Source organism: Archangium violaceum (assembly GCF_016887565.1).
GTDB lineage: Bacteria > Myxococcota > Myxococcia > Myxococcales > Myxococcaceae > Archangium > Archangium violaceum_B.
This window is the reverse complement of record NZ_CP069396.1, coordinates 12,222,389-12,238,661: the sequence shown is the minus strand read 5'-3', so window position 1 is coordinate 12,238,661 and position 16,273 is coordinate 12,222,389. Positions and strand designations below refer to the sequence as shown.

12 protein-coding genes are annotated in these 16,273 nt (G+C 68.9%); 8 read left to right on the top strand and 4 right to left on the bottom strand.

Annotation, left to right across the window (positions count from 1 at the left end; translation table 11 throughout):
• Positions 1–7: 7 nt before the first annotated feature.
• The gene (locus JRI60_RS48835; protein WP_204222941.1) at positions 8–1,117 is read left to right on the top strand and encodes a hypothetical protein; all 1,110 of its coding nucleotides are present in this window, start codon (positions 8–10) and stop codon (positions 1,115–1,117) included.
• Positions 1,117–1,812, top strand: a complete 696-nt coding sequence (locus JRI60_RS48830) for a hypothetical protein (protein WP_204222939.1) — start codon at positions 1,117–1,119, stop codon at positions 1,810–1,812. Before JRI60_RS48835 ends, JRI60_RS48830 begins: the two co-directional genes overlap by 1 nt.
• Here the strand turns inward: JRI60_RS48830 and JRI60_RS48825 are convergent.
• The gene (locus tag JRI60_RS48825; protein ID WP_204222938.1) at positions 1,806–4,106 is read right to left on the bottom strand and encodes an immune inhibitor A domain-containing protein; all 2,301 of its coding nucleotides are present in this window, start codon (positions 4,104–4,106) and stop codon (positions 1,806–1,808) included. The two genes, JRI60_RS48830 and JRI60_RS48825, sit on opposite strands and share 7 nt — an antisense overlap.
• 329 nt (positions 4,107–4,435) lie before the next feature.
• On the opposite strand from JRI60_RS48825, the gene JRI60_RS48820 reads away from it, so the two are divergent.
• The 6 genes from JRI60_RS48820 to JRI60_RS54130 all read left to right on the top strand — a co-directional run bounded on the left by JRI60_RS48820 (position 4,436) and on the right by JRI60_RS54130 (position 9,697).
• A complete protein-coding gene (locus JRI60_RS48820) occupies positions 4,436–5,086 on the top strand; it encodes a hypothetical protein (protein ID WP_204222936.1) in 651 nt (216 codons plus the stop codon).
• 135 nt (positions 5,087–5,221) lie between these two features.
• Positions 5,222–6,577 (top strand): sigma-54-dependent transcriptional regulator, encoded by a 1,356-nt coding sequence (locus JRI60_RS48815; RefSeq protein ID WP_204222934.1) that lies wholly within the window; start codon positions 5,222–5,224, stop codon positions 6,575–6,577.
• Positions 6,578–6,596: 19 nt separating this feature from the next.
• Positions 6,597–7,226, top strand: coding sequence for a LysE family transporter (locus tag JRI60_RS48810; RefSeq protein WP_204222933.1), 630 nt, complete (start codon positions 6,597–6,599; stop codon positions 7,224–7,226).
• A gap of 79 nt (positions 7,227–7,305) precedes the next feature.
• Positions 7,306–8,259, top strand: a complete 954-nt coding sequence (locus tag JRI60_RS48805) for a phosphatase PAP2 family protein (protein ID WP_204222931.1) — start codon at positions 7,306–7,308, stop codon at positions 8,257–8,259.
• Between the two features lie 10 nt (positions 8,260–8,269).
• Complete coding sequence (locus JRI60_RS48800; RefSeq protein ID WP_204222930.1) at positions 8,270–8,926, top strand: 2-hydroxychromene-2-carboxylate isomerase; 657 nt, start codon at positions 8,270–8,272, stop codon at positions 8,924–8,926.
• Positions 8,927–9,085: 159 nt separating this feature from the next.
• Positions 9,086–9,697, top strand: a complete 612-nt coding sequence (locus JRI60_RS54130; RefSeq protein WP_239470181.1) for a hypothetical protein — start codon at positions 9,086–9,088, stop codon at positions 9,695–9,697.
• Positions 9,698–9,797: 100 nt separating this feature from the next.
• Here the strand turns inward: JRI60_RS54130 and JRI60_RS48790 are convergent, their stop codons facing one another.
• From JRI60_RS48790 to JRI60_RS48780, 3 genes are all read right to left on the bottom strand, one after another.
• Positions 9,798–10,235 (bottom strand): hypothetical protein, encoded by a 438-nt coding sequence (locus JRI60_RS48790; protein ID WP_204222929.1) that lies wholly within the window; start codon positions 10,233–10,235, stop codon positions 9,798–9,800.
• Positions 10,236–10,419: 184 nt separating this feature from the next.
• Positions 10,420–15,411 carry a CHAT domain-containing protein gene (locus JRI60_RS48785; RefSeq protein WP_204222928.1) on the bottom strand — a complete coding sequence of 1,664 codons (4,992 nt, stop codon included), beginning with the start codon at positions 15,409–15,411 and terminating at the stop codon, positions 10,420–10,422.
• Positions 15,412–15,549: 138 nt separating this feature from the next.
• Positions 15,550–16,224, bottom strand: coding sequence for a hypothetical protein (locus JRI60_RS48780; protein WP_204222927.1), 675 nt, complete (start codon positions 16,222–16,224; stop codon positions 15,550–15,552).
• Between the last annotated feature and the right edge of the window lie 49 nt (positions 16,225–16,273).

The following is a 16,273-nucleotide window of genomic DNA, read 5'->3' as shown; positions in this document are numbered from 1 at the left end:
CTCGGATATGGCGAATGGCGATCAATTGCAGGTCTCACACTTCCTCATCTTGCGCACCTTCAGCACGGTCAAGCCGAAGAAGATGGCGGTCTTCATGAACGCCATCACCTGGCAGGCCGCCTGGCTGCGGCACCACTTCCAGTGGGAGCGGGCGGTGGTGGGCTATGCCTTGACGGATGTCCCCGAGCGTGTGCTCGAAATCTATGGCATCCCAACGGGCGACATCGAGCGCGCGGAGAGCATTTTGAAGAAGCTGCGCGCGCAAGATGAGTATCAGGAGTTGAAGGAGTGTTGCGAGGGGGGGCGAGAGGATGACGAGATGTTGTTCCCCGCGATGCAATACAAGACCTTCCTGAGGGGCTTCATGGAGCAACACATGAAGGAGCTCGGCCTCAATGCGCGTCGAAGAGAAATCCAGAAGGACCGTGAGGTGAATAGAGCCTTGCTCGCCGAGTTCAACGCGCTTCGAGCCAGGCTCGCCAATGCTGAAACCGAGCTTGCTGGGGCTCGAGGTAGACTCTCCGGGCTTTCTGCGGCGCAGGCCAGTGCGGCGGCCGCTCGCGAATCGGACAGTCAGGCGGTTTCACGTCTCGAGCAGCAGGTCGATTCCTTCAGGAAGAGCCTCGCCAGACTGCCACCCCAACCCACCCTGACTGCGAGGGAGAACGAATTCGGAAGGCAGTTGGGCCAGGTGGAAAAGGATTTGCAATCGGCCCAGGAGATCAAGCGCGGGTTGAAGAGCATTCCCGTCCCGGACTATTTCTTGACCGTCTCCATCAAGTTGAAGCAAGGCATGCTGCCGGAGTACGTCCAGCAGATGACGCTGCTGCTCGAGGAGTTCGCTTGGGACTTCATGGCCGCCGGCGAGAAGCTCCCGCCGCCCGGTATCTTGGAGAACAGGAGTCTTCCCGTGCCTGAAATCATGCACCTCTGGAGGTTCGGGGATGCCAATGACCTCTACCGGCAGATGGTGGGGTTGCGGGAGAGCAGGCGGTACTCCGCCATCACGCAGCTCCTCTCCGAGCCCGAGAGACAGATGCTGATGTGTGACTGGGAAGCGATCTCGAGGACGAAGAAGAGCACCTCCATTTTTCGAAGTGAAGGCAAGGAGGAGTGATGGAAACCCAGCCCGATGTGACAGGAAGCCAGCCATCACCCGAAGAACGAGACGAGGAGTTCCTGCGCCCTCGCCCGCCAGGCATCGATGATCTGGTGATACTCGGCAGGGATGAGCAGTTCTATTGGCTCCAGAAGAGTGAGTACCAGAACAAGAGCCATGAGATCGACACCTCCATGGTCGGCCAGGCCACGCACCTGGTGGAGCAGGGCGTGGTCCTGGCGGATATTCCCGTGGGCAGCATTCCGGGTGTTGGAGCCCAGTGCTTCCTGGTGAACCTGGGGGGGCTCCGGCGTCCCCCGCCGAGGCCCCACAAGGGAAAGCCCATCCAGCACAGTGAGTCAGCCGGCCCGCAGCCCATCGACCCCAATGATGACTGTCTCAAGGTTCCCGCACCTGGGATCGATGATCTGGTGATCCGCGACAGGGATGGGACTCTCTTCTACTGGGTCAAGAAGTGTGAGTATCAGAACGAGGGCCACAAGCTCGAACGGTTCGATCCCATCCTGGCGGAACAGGTCAGACTCTTGACGAACCAGGGAGTGGTGATCGCGGATGTACCCGCGAACAGCTTCCCTGGTGTCGATGACATGGGCTGCCTGGTGAATCTGCACGGTATCCAGCGGCCTCCGGTCAAGCAGGAGCAGGAGGGAACCCCGCGGCCAGGGGATGGGAGCCGCGGGCCGACTCAGTAGGCCGGGCGGACGCGTACCCGCATGAAGCCGTCCCACCAGTAGGTGGAGAGGACCTCGATGACGGTGCCCGTGGCCGGCAGCTTCACGCCCGCGTAGGGGGCGTCGGGGAACCAGTGCGGCTTCAGGTCGTTGAACACGGGCACGGCGGGCCGGGACGGGTACTCGCTGCGCGGGGCTCCGTTGTACTTGAGTGACAGCGGGAAGGAGCGCTCCAGGCCGAAGGTCGCGTCGTGGACCTGCACGCGGGCGGCCCAGGGCTGACCATCCCCCCGGATGAGCGGCGTGGGGCGCGCGTCGACGACGAGCACGCGGCCCTCGCCCGGATGCGCGCTGACGTTGTTGTCGGACATGGAGCTGTCCACGTAAGTCACGAGCAGACCCGGGTTGTACGCGTAGTGCTCCACGTAGTCCTCCAGGCCGTCCGCGCGGTAGGAGAAGTTGTACGGGCCCGTCTCCAATCCCCTGTCGTAGCCGCGGTACTGGCGGTACTCGGCCAGGTAGTAATGCTCATGGAGGCTCCGGTACTGGCCGTCGCTCTGGAGGAAGCCCTCGAGCGTCCACCCGTTCGGAGCGCTCTCCGCGCCGTCGGAGAACACGGGCGCGCCATCCGCCACGATGGCCAGCTCATCGAACAGGATGCCGCGGCCGTGGGTGTTGACGTCCGTCCAGTAGCGCAGGCGGAGCTGCACGGTCCATCCCGCATACGCGCTCAGGTCGAAGGAGGCGGGCACCCAGCTCCCGGAAGCGCCGGTGATACCGTGGCCCTCGTTCTGGCCGTTGGGATCGCTCTGGGTGGTGATGGTGCCCGGCAGGTTGACGAAGTTCGTGCCGTCCGTGGAGACGGAGACGTAGGCGTAGTCCCAGTCCGTCTCGATGTCGAACCAGGCTCTCAGGTCGAGCGAGACGGAGGCCGCGGCCGGCAGCGTGAGGGTGCGCGTCATGCGGACGTCCAGGCCGTCCCCGATGCCACCGTGCCAGGCGAAGCTGCCCGAGTAGGGCGGGAACACGGGCTGCACGCGCTCCTTCTGGGGGAGCTGGACGAGCAGGGCCTGCCGCGCCGTCCAATGGGTCGTCTCCGCGGGACCGAGCGTGTGGTGGGAGCGCTTGCCGGCCCGGGCCACGTCGTAGTCGAGCCAGCCGAGCTGGAGCTTGTCCCAGGCGAGGAGGTCGCCGGGGCGTGAGCCGATGTCGATGGTGCCATCGCCCAGGTAGGAGCCGGAGGACATGAGGGTCCAGAAGCCGGTGGCGTTGTCGGCGCCCTGGGGGCGGGTGTCGTACTGGTCCGGCAGGCCGAGGTCATGGCCGTACTCGTGCGCGAAGACGCCCAGGCCGCCGTTCTCCGGCTGGATGGTGTAGTCACCCACCCACTTGTCCACCGTGCCGAAGCGCGTGCCGCCCATGGGATTGAACACCGGGCCCGGACCCGAGGGCGCCGTCTTGTTGGAAAAGGCGAACCAGCGGTGGCTCCAGACGGCATGGGTGCCTTGCGCGCCACCGCCCGTCTCCTCGCCCGCGCCCGCGTGGACGATCTGGAAGTGGTCGATGTATCCGTCCGGCTCGTCGAAGTCGCCGTCCCCGTCGTGGTCGTACCGGTCCCAGGTGTCGAAGGTGTCCAGGTAGGCCTTGATCTGCTCGGGCGTCTTGCCGGCGGCGAGCTGTTGGGCCGTCCAGACGTCGATGGCGTCGGCGACGAGGTACCAGACGCTGGTGCAGTTGTTGCGGCCGCAGGCGTTGTTGCCGTAGCGGGCCTCGTTCCAGGGCACCTTGACCCAGTCGGTCACCGTGCCGCCGACGGTGTACCGGCCGGAGGACACGGCGCGATAGTAATTGGCCACCGAGTCGTAGCCGGGCCGGGTGGAGAAATAGAGCTGCTCGTAGTGCTTGCGGTCGAAGTCGGGCTTCCAGATGGTGGTGTTGTCGACGCGCCGGTCCGGCTGGGGAATCTGGTTGCGCAGGGGACCCGGCTCGCCCCCGTAGCTGCTCACCTGGTCGCCGAACTCGACGAGCACCACGAAGACCTTGTCCTTGCGCTCCAGCTCCAGCTCCACGAACTGGCCCCCGGCCAGCTGGTGCACCCTGCCGGTGGTCCTGCCCGCGAGCTTCTCCTGGAGGGCCCTCATCCGCAGCGCCCGCTGCCGCTCCCCGAGCGGGTGGGGGATGTCATCGGAGCCTTGTGTCTCGAGGGCACGCAGCGCCGCGGCCTCGTCCTGGGGCTGCTCGTACCAGGGGCGATCCGCGCGCGCGGGGGTCGCCGTGAGCGCCAGGAGGCTGGCCAGCCAGGGAATGACTCTCATCTGCGGATGCTCCTCACGAGGCACCGCGGGGGACCATCCCCACGCGGGGTTCGGCTCCGGCACGCAAAAGGGGCCAGGACGTCTTCTCGTCGCGAGAAGCTGGAGAGCCTCCCCGGCGCCGCCAAGAACGCTGCCCTCGGGGAGGGGCCGCGATGGCAAACAGTCCGACAATCCTGTCATGGGCACGTGGTCACCGAGACATCGGAGGCGTGGCCTCTCAAAGTTTCGAGGGCCCGGGGCGCCGCGTTTCGCGACTCACCAGGGCCGCTCCTCCCGTGGACTCGTCAGCCCTCCTCGCGCTGGCCCGGCGTTTGCTCTACCCGCGCGGCATGAGACACATCCTCATTGGAATCGTGGCGGCGGCCCTCTTCTCGGGTTGTGGGGCGCCCAAGAGCGTCGTGCAGGAGCAGTTGGAGTCCTTCGCGGACGAGCAGGAGGGCAAGGAGCGCGTCATCGAGCTGCGCGAGACGGACGCGGCCCGGGGGCTCGTCATCCATTGCCCTCTGGGAGTGCTCTGTGACGAGCACTACGACTACCGCCATTACTCGTACGACGCGCGGGGCATCTACCTGTCGCTCAGCTTCGAGCCGGTCGTGGTGAAGGACATGACGCTCGAGTCGTTGCGCGCGCACGCCCAGCACGTGAGCTACGAGCTGAAGGAGGTGGAGGGGCTCGAGGCCACCGGCTGGCGGATCGGCGCGCGCAGCGTGGTGCACCGCGTGGGGCAGCCTGACTTCCAGGTCCGGTTCACGGGCCTCCAGGACGGACGGTTGAAGGGGGAGATCCGCACCACCCTCGTGGAGCTCGTCGGCCGTCAGACGGCGGACGCCACCTGCGAGAATCCTCCGCAGGATGCCCCGATGCCGGATCATTGTTACGCCAGTGCCAGGGCCAACATCCCGCTGCGCATCGTGTTCGACCTGCCCATCCAGGAAGGCGTGCTCGACTGCCGCGACGGGCAGACGCCCGGGTGCGGCTGACAGGGGCGCACCTGCCCGGAGAGGTACCTGACCGTCCGCTGCGTGGCCGGGGAGGGGAGGGTGGGGGTCCCCTCGAGAGGGCTGAAGGTGTCCGGGCCCGAGGCATGATGGGCGCGGACGCGCGGGAGGTGACGCATGGCGCAGGTGCTGGTGGTGGACGACGAGGTGAAGCTCGGCAAGCTCGTGGCGGAGGCGCTGGAGCTGGACGGGCACGCGGTGACGCGGGTGACGGGCGGGCGCGGGGCGCTGGTGGAGCTGGCGCGCGGCGGCTTCGACGTGGTGCTGACGGACCTGCGGATGCCGGAGGTGGACGGGCTGGAGGTGCTGAAGGCGGCGCAGGCGCTGCCCACACCGCCCTCGGTGGTGATGATGACCGCGTACGGGAGCGCCGAGAACGCGGTGGCGGCGATGAAGGCCGGGGCGGCGGACTACCTCACCAAGCCCTTCGCGATGGACGAGGTGCGGCTGCGGGTGAGGCGGCTGGCCGAGCAGCGCGCGGCGGAGACGAAGAGCGAGCGGCTGGTGCGGCGGCTCACGCCGGACCTGGTGGCGGAGAGCCCTCGGATGAAGCAGGCGCTGGGGGCGGCGCGGCAGGTGGCGGCGAGCGACGCGAGCGTGGTGCTGCTGGGCGAGAGCGGGACGGGCAAGAGCCAGCTGGCGAGGCTCATCCACTATTCGAGCAAGCGCGCGGCGGGGCCGCTGGTGGAGGTGCACTGCGCGGCGCTGCCGGAGACGCTGCTGGAGGGCGAGCTGTTCGGCCACGAGAAGGGCGCGTTCACGGGGGCCACGGAGCGCAAGGCGGGGCACCTGGCGGCGGCGGATGGGGGGACGCTGTTCCTGGACGAGATTGGCGAGGTGACACCGGCCACGCAGGTGAAGCTGCTGCGCTTCCTGCAGGAGCGCGAGTTCGTACCGCTGGGGAGCACGCAGGCGCGCAAGGTGGACGTGCGCGTGGTGGCGGCGACGAACAGGGATCTGGTGGCGGCGGTGCGGGAGGGGAGGTTCCGCGAGGACTTCTACTACCGGCTGAACGTCTTCAGCATCGAGGTGCCGCCGTTGCGCGAGCGCAAGGAGGACATCGTGCCGATGGCGCGGGCCTTCCTGTCGCGCAAGGGGCTGCCGGCCTCGAAGCTGTCGAAGGAGGCGGAGGCGCGGCTGGCGGGGTACGGGTGGCCGGGCAACGTGCGCGAGCTGGAGAACATGCTGGAGCGCGCGCTCATCCTGTCGGGGGAAGGGGACATCGCGGCGGAGCATGTGGGCGCCGGGGGGCCCTCGCTGTCGAGGGGTGGGAGCAGGGCGGTGCGGGCGGCGGACGTGCTGGGCGAGGGCTTCAACCTGGATGCCTTCGAGCGTGAGCTGCTGTACGCGGCGCTGGAGCGGGCCGGGGGGAACAAGACGGCGGCGGCGAAGCTGCTGGGAATCACGCGCAGGCGCCTCTACTCGCGCTTGCAGAGCCTGGGCGAGAAGGTGACGGAGACAGAGGGCGACTGAGGTGTTCCTCACCGCGCTCATGGCCTTCGCGTTCGGGTTCATCGGCTCCATGCCGCTGACGGGTCCGATCGCGGTGATGGTGTTCTCCCTGGGGGTCCGCAAGCGCTACGGCGTGGCCGTGCGCGTCGGCCTGGGAGCGGCGGCGGCGGAAGCCCTCTATGCCACCGTGGCCTTCTGGGGCTTCACGACGTTCCTCGCGGACCGCCCCATCATCCTTCCCATCTCGCATGGTGTGAGCACCCTCGTACTGGCGGTGCTCGGGGTGTACTTCCTCCGGTGGAGGCCCGAGGCGGAGGAGGAGGAGCCCTCCGGCCGGCGGGCCTGGCATGTCACGGGCTTCCTGCTCGGCTTCACCCTCTCCGCGCTCAATCCCACCCTGCTGGCCACGTGGAGCGCGGCGGTCGCGTTCCTCTACTCGCGGCAGCTCCTCACCTTCTCCGAGGTGCTCGCGCTCCCCTTCGGTGCCGCGGCGGGCGCGGGCGTGGCCTGCTGGGAGCTGCTGTTCGTCTGGCTGCTGCGTCGCTATGAGAATCAACTACCGCGCTCCGCGTTGACCTGGGTGGTGCGCGGCATGGGTCTGCTTCTCATCGCGGCGGCTTTTCTCGCCGGGCGAGACCTCGTCCGCGAGCTGTCGGGAACCACGCGCTGAAGCGCGGCCCCCCCCCCGCTTGATTCCTGAATCAGGATTAGTTAGTTGATGCTAGCTAACTAACGGGATGGGCAGCGCCATGAGACGTCTCCGACGGGTTCTGCACGAGAAGACTCTCGCGGGTGCGCTGCGCGGGGACGTGCACCTGCGAGGGGTGGATGTCGTCATCCTGGTGTCCTGCGCGGTGGCCGCCCTGGCGCTCGCGGGGCCGGCGCGGTGGGCGCCCGGGGCCACGGAGTCCTCCGTCTGGTTCCTGGCGCTCGCGCTGGGGCCGCTGGTGCTGCGCACACTGGAGGCCGCCTTCCCCCGGCACCAGATGCTGGCCTTCGTGGCCTCCTTCTGGCTGCTGCCGGTGTTGAGCGTCAGCCACGGGCTGCTCAATCCCCTGGTGGACGCCATCACCCCGGTGCTGCGCGATGCCCAGCTCGCGGCCATGGACCAGCTGCTGCTCGGCGCGCAGGCCTCGGTGTTGCTCGGGCACGTGGTGCCTCCCTGGCTCACGGAGATCCTGATGATCTGCTACTACGGCCACTTCATCTGGCCGGTGGCGCTGGCGGGGGTGCTGTACTTCACCGGGCAGAGGAGCTCCTTCGACGAGTACCTGCTGGCGCTCAGCCTCTTCTTCTCCTTCAACTACTTCAGCTACGCGCTGGTGCCGGCCATCGGCCCGCGCTACTTCCTCTTCCACTCCTTCTCCGAGCCCCTGAGCGGGCTGTGGCTGACGCCCTTCCTGGACTCGGTGATGCGCACGCCGCCCTTCGCGCGGGACTGCTTTCCCTCGGGGCACACGGGAGTCACGCTGCTGGTGCTGCTGTATGCCTTCCGCTTCGAGCGGCGCGTCTTCCGCGTGATGTTGCTGCCGGGCCTGGGTCTCATCGCGGCCACCCTGGTGGGACGCTTCCATTACCTGACGGATCTGCTGTGCGCGGTGCCGCTGGTGGCGGTGGTGGTGGGGCTCGCCCTGGTGTGGAGCCGGTCGGGCGCGACGTCCCCGTCCTCTCCCGAGGAACGCGCGGGGGTTCGGACGGCGTAGAGTCGGGGCCATGAACCGAGCCCCGCTCCGCTTCTTCTTCGACTACGTCTCGCCGTACTCGTATCTCGCGTGGACGCAGCTGCCGGCGCTGGCCGGGCGTCACGGCCGCTCCGTGGAGCTCGTGCCGGTCCTGTTCGCGGGGATGCTCAACGTGCTCGGCACGACGGGACCCGCGGAGGTGCCCGCCAAGCGCTTCTACATCTACAAGCACACGCGGCGGATCGCCCACGAGCTCGGCGTGCCCTTCGTCATGCCCGCGAGCCATCCCTTCAACCCGCTGCTCGCGCTCCGGGTGACGGCCGCCGTGCAGGACCCGGAGGCCCGGCGCCGGCTCGTCTCCGCGCTCTACGCTGCGGTGTGGGCCGGAGGCGGAGGTCTGGTGGAGCCGGAGCGGGTGAGCGCGGTCGTGGCCTCGGTGGGGCTGGATGTGCGGGCGCTGCTCGCGGCGGCGCAGACGCCCGCCGTGAAGGACCAGGTGCGCCGCGACACGGAGGAGCTGCTCGCGCTGGGGGGCTTCGGCGTTCCCTCCGTCGTGGCCGATGGGGAGCTCTTCTTCGGCGTCGACTCGCTGGGGCACCTGGAGCGGTTCCTGCGCGGAGAAGACCCCATCTCCCCCGAGGAGATGGAGCGCCTGAAGAACCTGCCCGTCGCCGCGTCGCGCATCTGAGCCGCGCGCCTGCTCGCCCGCCGGGGGAGGGGAGTCACTGATAACCCGGGTCTATCAGGGCGATGAAAACGTTGTCTTGGCGTGATGAGGCCGCGGCGAGCATCTTGAATCCATCAGAGGCCGACGTGTGTGGGCCGCTGAGGCATCAGGAGGAAGGCCATGGTCGCGGCACTTGCTGGATTGGGATCGGGAGCGCTTCACGCCATCTCGGGACCGGATCACCTGCTGAGCCTGGCGCCTCTCTCCCTGGGCATCCGCCGGAAGGCCTGGCGGGTGGGGCTGGTGTGGGGGCTGGGGCACGCGCTGGGCACGCTGCTGTGTGTGGCGGCGGTGGCGGTGGTGGCCGCGGCGCTGCGGCTCGACATCCTGGCGACGTGGGGGGAGCGCCTGGCGGGGGCCGCGCTGGTGGTGACGGGAGGAGTGGGCCTGCGCCGTTGGCTGACCCGCCGCACACCGGGCAACGGAGCGGGCGCTTCGAGCAAGGGCGCGGCGAGCACCTGGAGCGTGCTCTCCATCGGTCTCATCCACGGCCTGACGGGCGCGGCGGCGGTGCTGCTGTTGCTCCCGGCGGCGGTGTCCGCCTCGCGGATGTGGCAGGCGCTGTACCTCGGTGGCTTCGTGTTCGGTAGCACGCTGGCCATGGCGGCGCTGACGGCGGCCCTGGCGGCCGGCTCGAGCGCCATGCCGAAGCCCGAGGCGCTGCTGCGGCATGTGCCGGGAGTGGCCTCGTTCGGTTCGGTGGTGCTCGGGAGCTGGTGGATGCTGGCGTGAGGCCCTCGAGCCGGTTCCCCGAGGAAGGCCGGAGTGGACCGGGCCTCCCTCGGGGTGATGTCTGGCCGTCAGTGCTCAGACCTCTTCCACGACGGACGGCCTAGTTGTTGACGGTGGCGTACAGGTTGTTGCCGGAACCCAGCGAGGCATTGTTGTGGATGTAGATGGTGGTGCCCTCGCAGGGCGCGCTCAAGGGCGCGGTCTGCCCCGGCGCGATCGTCACCCACTGGCTCCACGCGTACCTCGCGCACCAGGCGTGGGCCTGCACATCGACTCCGCTGACGTTGTTGATGTAGATCGGGGTCCTCGAGAACCAGTTGCTGGCGAAGGTCTTCGTCTCCTGCGGGTAGATGAAGTCGTCGTCGACGAGTGCATGGACGTCCGGCGCTTCGTCCTGCTCCTGGGACTCGTCCGGCACCTGGGGCTCGCTCTGCTGCTCCTGCGGGGCCGGCTGCTCGGTCGGCTCGGGCATGCCCTCGCCGCAGGCGCCCAGCAGGGAAGCGAAGGTCAGGAAGGTGAATGCACGGAAGCTGTTCATATGCTGTCTCCTCGTGTGTCTGGTTTTGACGGAGGAGTAGTCGTTTGGCACGGCCTCCCCCCGCATGTATGGCCGCCCCCGGAGCAGTTCCCGCTGTGCGGTGGCTCTCCTCGGCGGTTGATGAAGAAACGGGGTGCGGCGGGTTTGTTACCTGCCCTTTTTCCCGCTCATTTCATCGCCAGGTTCATCCCGCGGGCGAGGAGGCGGACTCTGGCTTCCGGCCATGAGCGCGCTCGCATTGCTCATGGCCAGACTGTGCTTGCTCGGGGGTCTCCATGAGGAAGCGCTGGCGCTGCTCGCGATCCAGACAGGTGGTGGTCTCCGTGCGCAGCAAGGCCTGGAGCCTCGAGACGTCCAATGTCCAGAGTCGAGCCGTGGTGTCCATGGAAGCCGTCACCACCCGCCTCCCGTCCGGGCTGAAGGCCGCGGACGGCACTTCCTTCCCATTGCCACGGAGCACCACGGGAGTGCCCTTCCCATCCGCACGCCACACCCGCGCTGTCCCGTCATTGGAACCCGTCACCACCCACTGCCCATCCGGGCTGAAGGCCGCCGAGCGCACCGCCTCCTCATGGCCGCGGAGCACCACGGGAGTGCCCGTCCCATCCGCACGCCACACCCGCGCCGTTCCGTCCATGGAGGCTGTCACCACCCACTGCCCATCCGGGCTGAAGGCCGCCGACACCACCTCTCTCTCATGGCCGCGGAGCACCACGGGAGTGCCCGTCCGGTCCACACGCCACACGCGCGCCGCTCCATCCACGGACGCTGTCACCACCCGCTGCCCATCCGGGCTGAAGGCCGCCGACCTCACGAGTCCCCCGGTGCTTTCACGGCCGCAGAGCACCACGGGAGTGCCCGTCCCGTCCGCACGCCACACCCGCGCCGATCCATCCAAGGACGCTGTCACCACCCGCTGCCCGTCCGGGCTGAAGGCCGCCGACCACACCGCCGCCCCATGACCCCGGAGCACCACGGGGGCACCCGACCCATCCGCACGCCACACGCGCGCCGTTCCATCCATGGACGCGGTCACCACCCGCTGCCCATCCGGGCTGAGGGCCGCCGACCGCAGCTCCCCCTCATGGCCGCGGAGCTCCACCGGGGTACCCGTCCCGTCGGTACGCCACACCCGTGCCGTCATGTCATCGGACGCGGTCACCACCCACTGCCCGTCCGCACTGAAGGCCGCCGACCACAGGGACTGGTCATGGCCGCGGAGCACCCTCGGCTCTCCCGTCCCGGTCGCACGCCACAGCCGCGCCGTCCCGTCCTGGGACACGGTCCCCACCCACTGCCCGTTCGGGCTGAAGCCCGCCGACCACACGGCCTTGTCATGGCCGAGGAACACCACCGGTTCGCCTCTCCCGTCCGCACGCCACAGCCGCGCCGTCATGTCATCGGACGCGGTCACCACCCACTGCCCGTCCGGGCTGAAGGCCGCCGACCTCACGGCATCCGCATGGCCGCGGAGTACCACCGGCCTGCCCGTTCCGTCCGCACGCCACACCCGCGCTGTCTTGTCATCGGACGCCGTTACCACCCACTGCCCGTCCGCACTGAAGGCCGCCGACCAGACGATATCCCTATGGCCGTGGAGCACCACGGGGGGACCCATCCCGTCCGCGCGCCACACCCACGCCTCATAGCCACTGGCCGTCACCACCCACTGCCCATCCGGGCTGAAGGCCGCTGACCGCACGCGGCCATGGTGGTGAGGGAGCACCACGGGGGTGCCCCTCCCATCCGCACGCCACACCCGCGCGGTCAGATCCAAGGAAGCCGTCACCACCCACTGCCCGTCCGGGCTGAAGACGGCCGACTCCACGGCATTCTCATGGCCGCGGAGCACCACCGGTGTGCCCCTCCCGTCCGTGCGCCACACCCGCGCCGTTCCGTCCATGGAGGCAGTCACCACCCACTGCCCGTCCGGACTGAAGACGGCCGACTCCACGGCATTCTCATGGCCGCGGAGCACCACCGGCTCGCCCGACCCATCCGCACGCCACACCCGCGCGGTCTTGTCGATGGAAGTCGTCACCACCCACTGCCCGTCCGGACTGAAAGCAGCGGAAGACACCCGGTCTTCATGACCGCGGAGCACCACCGGCTCGCCCGACCCATCCGCACGCCACACCCGCGGGGTTCTGTCCCTGGTGACCGACACCACCCACTGCCCGTCTGGGCTGAAGTCCATCGACCACGCTCTCTTCTCGGAGGAGCGGCGTATCCCCGGTTCGATCCTCCCATTCGCCTGCTCCAGGAAGGCGGTGCTCGTGACGAGCTCCTGATGTCTCGTCAGGACAGCGGCGCTCACGGGATTGCGCAGGAGGTCGAGGGCTGTCTGCGTCCACTCGGGTGTTTCTTCCGGGTGAAGCACCTCACGCAGGACGAGCGCCGCCGCGGTCGGATCTCGTTCCAGCAAGCGCCTGGCCTGAAAGACTCGCGAGGCATCGAGCGCCAGGGTCCGCTGGTGTTCGGACTCCCGGCGCTGTTCGATGGCTTGTTCCCTCTGCCAGGCCGCTACGATCGCGGCCACGACCGCCAGCAGCAGGAGCACGGCCAGCGAGAGCACCACGGCGCCCAGCTGCTTCCTCCTTCGCGCCTCGGCCACGTCCGACGCCGCGATGAACCGCAAGCTCCTCGCGGACAGCTCTCCGCGATGGTTGTCCCTCACGCGGCGCGCGTAGCCCAGCCTGTCTCCCGTCAGCAGGTACGACGTTCCCCGGTCCCCGCCCCCCTGTCGTGCCTCCCACGCCTTCGCCCAGGCGTCGAGCTCCCGCAGCTGCTGCTCCCGCTCCCAGTCCTCCTTCACCCAGGTCTGGACCGCCTTCCACCGCCGGATGAGCGCCTCGTGCGCGAACTGCACCCACGTCCCGCCTTCTCCCTCCGACTGCTCCTCGCCCTTCACGAGCAGCCGGCTTCTCACCAGCTTCTCCAGCACTTCGTCGAACGCCTCGCGTACCTCCTGCTCGACGGGCCGCACCTCCTCCTCCCGCACCCGCCGCCGCGTCTGGGGACTCGCCGCATCCCGGAAGTCCACCAACCTCACCAGCAACCGTCTCGCCTGCCTTCGCTGGGGCTCCGACAGCGACTCGTACAGTCGCTCCGCCGTTCGCGTCAGGGCTCCCGTCACGCCTCCCAGCTCCTCGTACACCCGGTTCGTCAGCCGCCGGCCCTCCCTGCGCTCCCAGAGCAGGTCCAGCGCGTACTCCAGCAGGGGCAGCGCTCCGGGTTCCTTGCCCACGTCCTGGCACAACTGCTCCACCAGTCCCGCCTCCAGCTCGAGCCCCACCGCACGTGCTGGCCGCTCGATGGTCGCCGCCACCTCCTGTTCTTCCATGTGCGCGACGAAGACGCGGTGCTCCTCGGCGTACACCACCGTGTCCAGCCGCGTCCGCTCGTCCAGCGCCACCTCCCCACTGCGCTCGAAGTGGTCCACCCGCAGGGTGCCGAGGACGACGCACCCGAGCTCGGTCGACCTGGCGAGCGTCCACAACACCCGCATCAGCGAGGAGCGCTCCTCCAGGCTCGCCAGCTGGGTGAACACCTCCTCGAGCTGGTCCACCACCAGCAGCAGCCCGCGCCCGGGCCGGGCCTGGCGCAGCAGCCGCGCCTCGACGAGCACCTCGGTCTCGGTGGCCCCTTGCCCCGCCGAGAGTGGCTCGGGGGAATGGGCCGCACGCAACCGCCTGCTCAGCTCCCGGAGCGACGGAAACCCTTCTTCCGAGGCAGCGCCCTCCGCCGCCAGCTCACCGGGCCGCACCACCACCACGTCCCATTCCTCCGGGGATAGCAGGGGCACCAGTCCCGCCATCACCACCGAGGACTTGCCCGCGCCAGAAGCCCCCGCCACCACCTGGAAGCGGGGCTTGCGTCCCGCCGCCGCGTCCCGCACCCGCTCGAACAGCTCCCGCGAGAGCTTCTCCCGTCCGAAGAAGAAACGCCGGTGCTTCGCCTCGAAGGCCAGCAGGCCGCGGTAGGGCCGCAACACCACCGGCCTCAAGTCCGCCTCGCCCTCCCGGCGCGCGTACAGCTGAAGCGAGGCCCAGTCGAAGCTCCTGGCTTCCACCCGCAGCCGGCGCCGCACCGCCTCCAGCGCTTCCTCCAGCGAGCAGGAGTCCACCAGCAGCTTCTGGTACAGCGTCTCGGCCAGCAGCACCGAGCCCACGGTCGACAAGGGCAGCCGGGAGGCCACCACCATGTCGATGCCGGCGCGGTGCAGCTCCTGCGCGACGCTGCCCAGGTATCCGGCCAGCCTCCCGCCATCTCCGCCATGGCAGGCGCACAGCACCACCATGCGCAGGGTGTCGGCGTAGGGCGCCAGTACCGCGCCCAGCGCCACTCCATCCACCAACTCCTTGGTACCGCCCCGGACCTCGGAGGCGTTCCACGCCAGCCCATGGAGGCCCGGCCCCGACGTCTCCAGGGGCGCTCCATGGCAGAGCACGTGCAGCACGGACACCGGCTCCTGGGCGTCCCGCGCCTCCGCGAGCCTCTTGTCCAGACTCTCCAGCGACACCCGCGGCAGCACGTCCCGGCGCGAGTCGAAGGCGAAGTCACCCTGCTGGCTGGCCTTCATCAGCGCCAGCAGGTGCTTGTCCTCTGGCACTGCGCCGCCTGCCTCCGACCAGGCCAGGAGCACGCGTCCCTCTCGTGTTCCCCCCCCACGTGCCCCTGGCTCCCGCTGCTGGGGCCACTCGTAGCGCAGCGTGCACCCCGGCACGTCCGCCAGGTGCCGTCCGCTGCCCTCGAGCGTCACCAACTCCCAGGGCAGTGAGTACAACTCCGCCGCCGACGAGCGCACCACCAGCCGCAGCTGCCCTCCCTTCCCGCGTGCCCTCTCCAGCGCCTCCTCGTGCCCGCCCCAGTCCAGCGCGTCCAGGAAGCGCCTCATCCGCTCCCCGAGCCGTCTGGCCATCTCCCCGTCGGGTCTTCCTCCGGTCAGCGCCGCCAGGTCTCCCAGCAGCTCCCCCCAGGGAAGGGTGGCGCGCTTCACGCCTCCGTCTCCCACCCGCACCAGGTAGTCCCGCGACCCGGCGTGGAAGTCGTAGGCATCCTCGGGATTGTCCGCGCGTGACAGCTCCAGCACCAGCTCGTAGGGGCCGGCCTCCGGTCCTTCGTGTTGGCCGGACTCGGGTCGTGGGCTCTCTGCCCTCAGGTGTGCTGCGCTCATGTGCAATCCCCCTCGCTCGCGCGGGGGGCACGGCGTGCGCCTCCCCCGCGTTCCTCGAAGAGGACGCACATCGGCGGGTTTGTTACCCGCCTCTGTTTTCGTGGGTCTTCCCTGGCCGGGCCGTCGCTCCGGGATGGCTCAGAAGAAGATGAGGATGATGACGATGATGACCGCCGCGATCGCCAGGCAGACCAGGAACTCCTCGAAGGTCGTGGCGGTACAAATGGAGGCACCGAAGAAGCCGAGGTTGTTCTCCGGGGAATCCAATGTGGCGCAGACCATCGGGACCACACCCGCCAGCGCCTGGATGGCGGGCTCCCGCTGAACCGCCTCGAGCAGCTCCTCGAGCGACTTCATCGCGGTGGTGACCTCGCGGCCAAACGCCGGCGCCTGGCTGGCCTCCGTCTCGAACTGGACCAGCAGGTCGCCATCGAACCGCTCTCCCAACCGGGCCAGCCCCTTCCGCACCGTCTCGGCGAGCTGGTTGGGGTCGGCCAGGTATCCTTGGAGCTTGTCGACGAGCCCTGGTTGGATGAGGGCATCCATCGCCCGCATGTAGTTCATGGTCATGAGGGTGGCGGCTCCCTCCTGCAAGCCGAGGAACTTGCGCAGGGCCCCTGGCCGGCGGAGCCGGTTGTATGCCTTCAGACTCGCTGGATCCAACGGCTGGACCTTCCAGGCGAGCACCGGGTTGATGGCTTCACGAACCCGCGAGTCCTTGCCCGCCGCTTCGAGCAGCATCCGCGTGAGCTGGGACATGTCGGGCGTCGGGATCTGGCGGGTGATGGGCTCGCTTCGGTTCTGCTGAATCATACGTGTCTTCCCCCTCGAGCGCTGTGAGGAGCTGCTGTGCAGCTCTCTT

Excerpts from the sequence above, each read along its gene's own strand:
- JRI60_RS48835 (WP_204222941.1), top strand. The coding sequence starts at position 8 with ATGGCGAATGGCGATCAATTGCAGGTCTCACACTTCCTCATCTTGCGC.
- JRI60_RS48830 (WP_204222939.1), top strand. The coding sequence starts at position 1,117 with ATGGAAACCCAGCCCGATGTGACAGGAAGCCAGCCATCACCCGAAGAA.
- JRI60_RS48825 (WP_204222938.1), bottom strand. The coding sequence starts at position 4,106 with ATGAGAGTCATTCCCTGGCTGGCCAGCCTCCTGGCGCTCACGGCGACC.
- JRI60_RS48820 (WP_204222936.1), top strand. The coding sequence starts at position 4,436 with ATGAGACACATCCTCATTGGAATCGTGGCGGCGGCCCTCTTCTCGGGT.
- JRI60_RS48815 (WP_204222934.1), top strand. The coding sequence starts at position 5,222 with ATGGCGCAGGTGCTGGTGGTGGACGACGAGGTGAAGCTCGGCAAGCTC.
- JRI60_RS48810 (WP_204222933.1), top strand. The coding sequence starts at position 6,597 with ATGGCCTTCGCGTTCGGGTTCATCGGCTCCATGCCGCTGACGGGTCCG.
- JRI60_RS48805 (WP_204222931.1), top strand. The coding sequence starts at position 7,306 with ATGAGACGTCTCCGACGGGTTCTGCACGAGAAGACTCTCGCGGGTGCG.
- JRI60_RS48800 (WP_204222930.1), top strand. The coding sequence starts at position 8,270 with ATGAACCGAGCCCCGCTCCGCTTCTTCTTCGACTACGTCTCGCCGTAC.
- JRI60_RS54130 (WP_239470181.1), top strand. The coding sequence starts at position 9,086 with ATGGTCGCGGCACTTGCTGGATTGGGATCGGGAGCGCTTCACGCCATC.
- JRI60_RS48790 (WP_204222929.1), bottom strand. The coding sequence starts at position 10,235 with ATGAACAGCTTCCGTGCATTCACCTTCCTGACCTTCGCTTCCCTGCTG.
- JRI60_RS48785 (WP_204222928.1), bottom strand. The coding sequence starts at position 15,411 with ATGAGCGCAGCACACCTGAGGGCAGAGAGCCCACGACCCGAGTCCGGC.
- JRI60_RS48780 (WP_204222927.1), bottom strand. The coding sequence starts at position 16,224 with ATGATTCAGCAGAACCGAAGCGAGCCCATCACCCGCCAGATCCCGACG.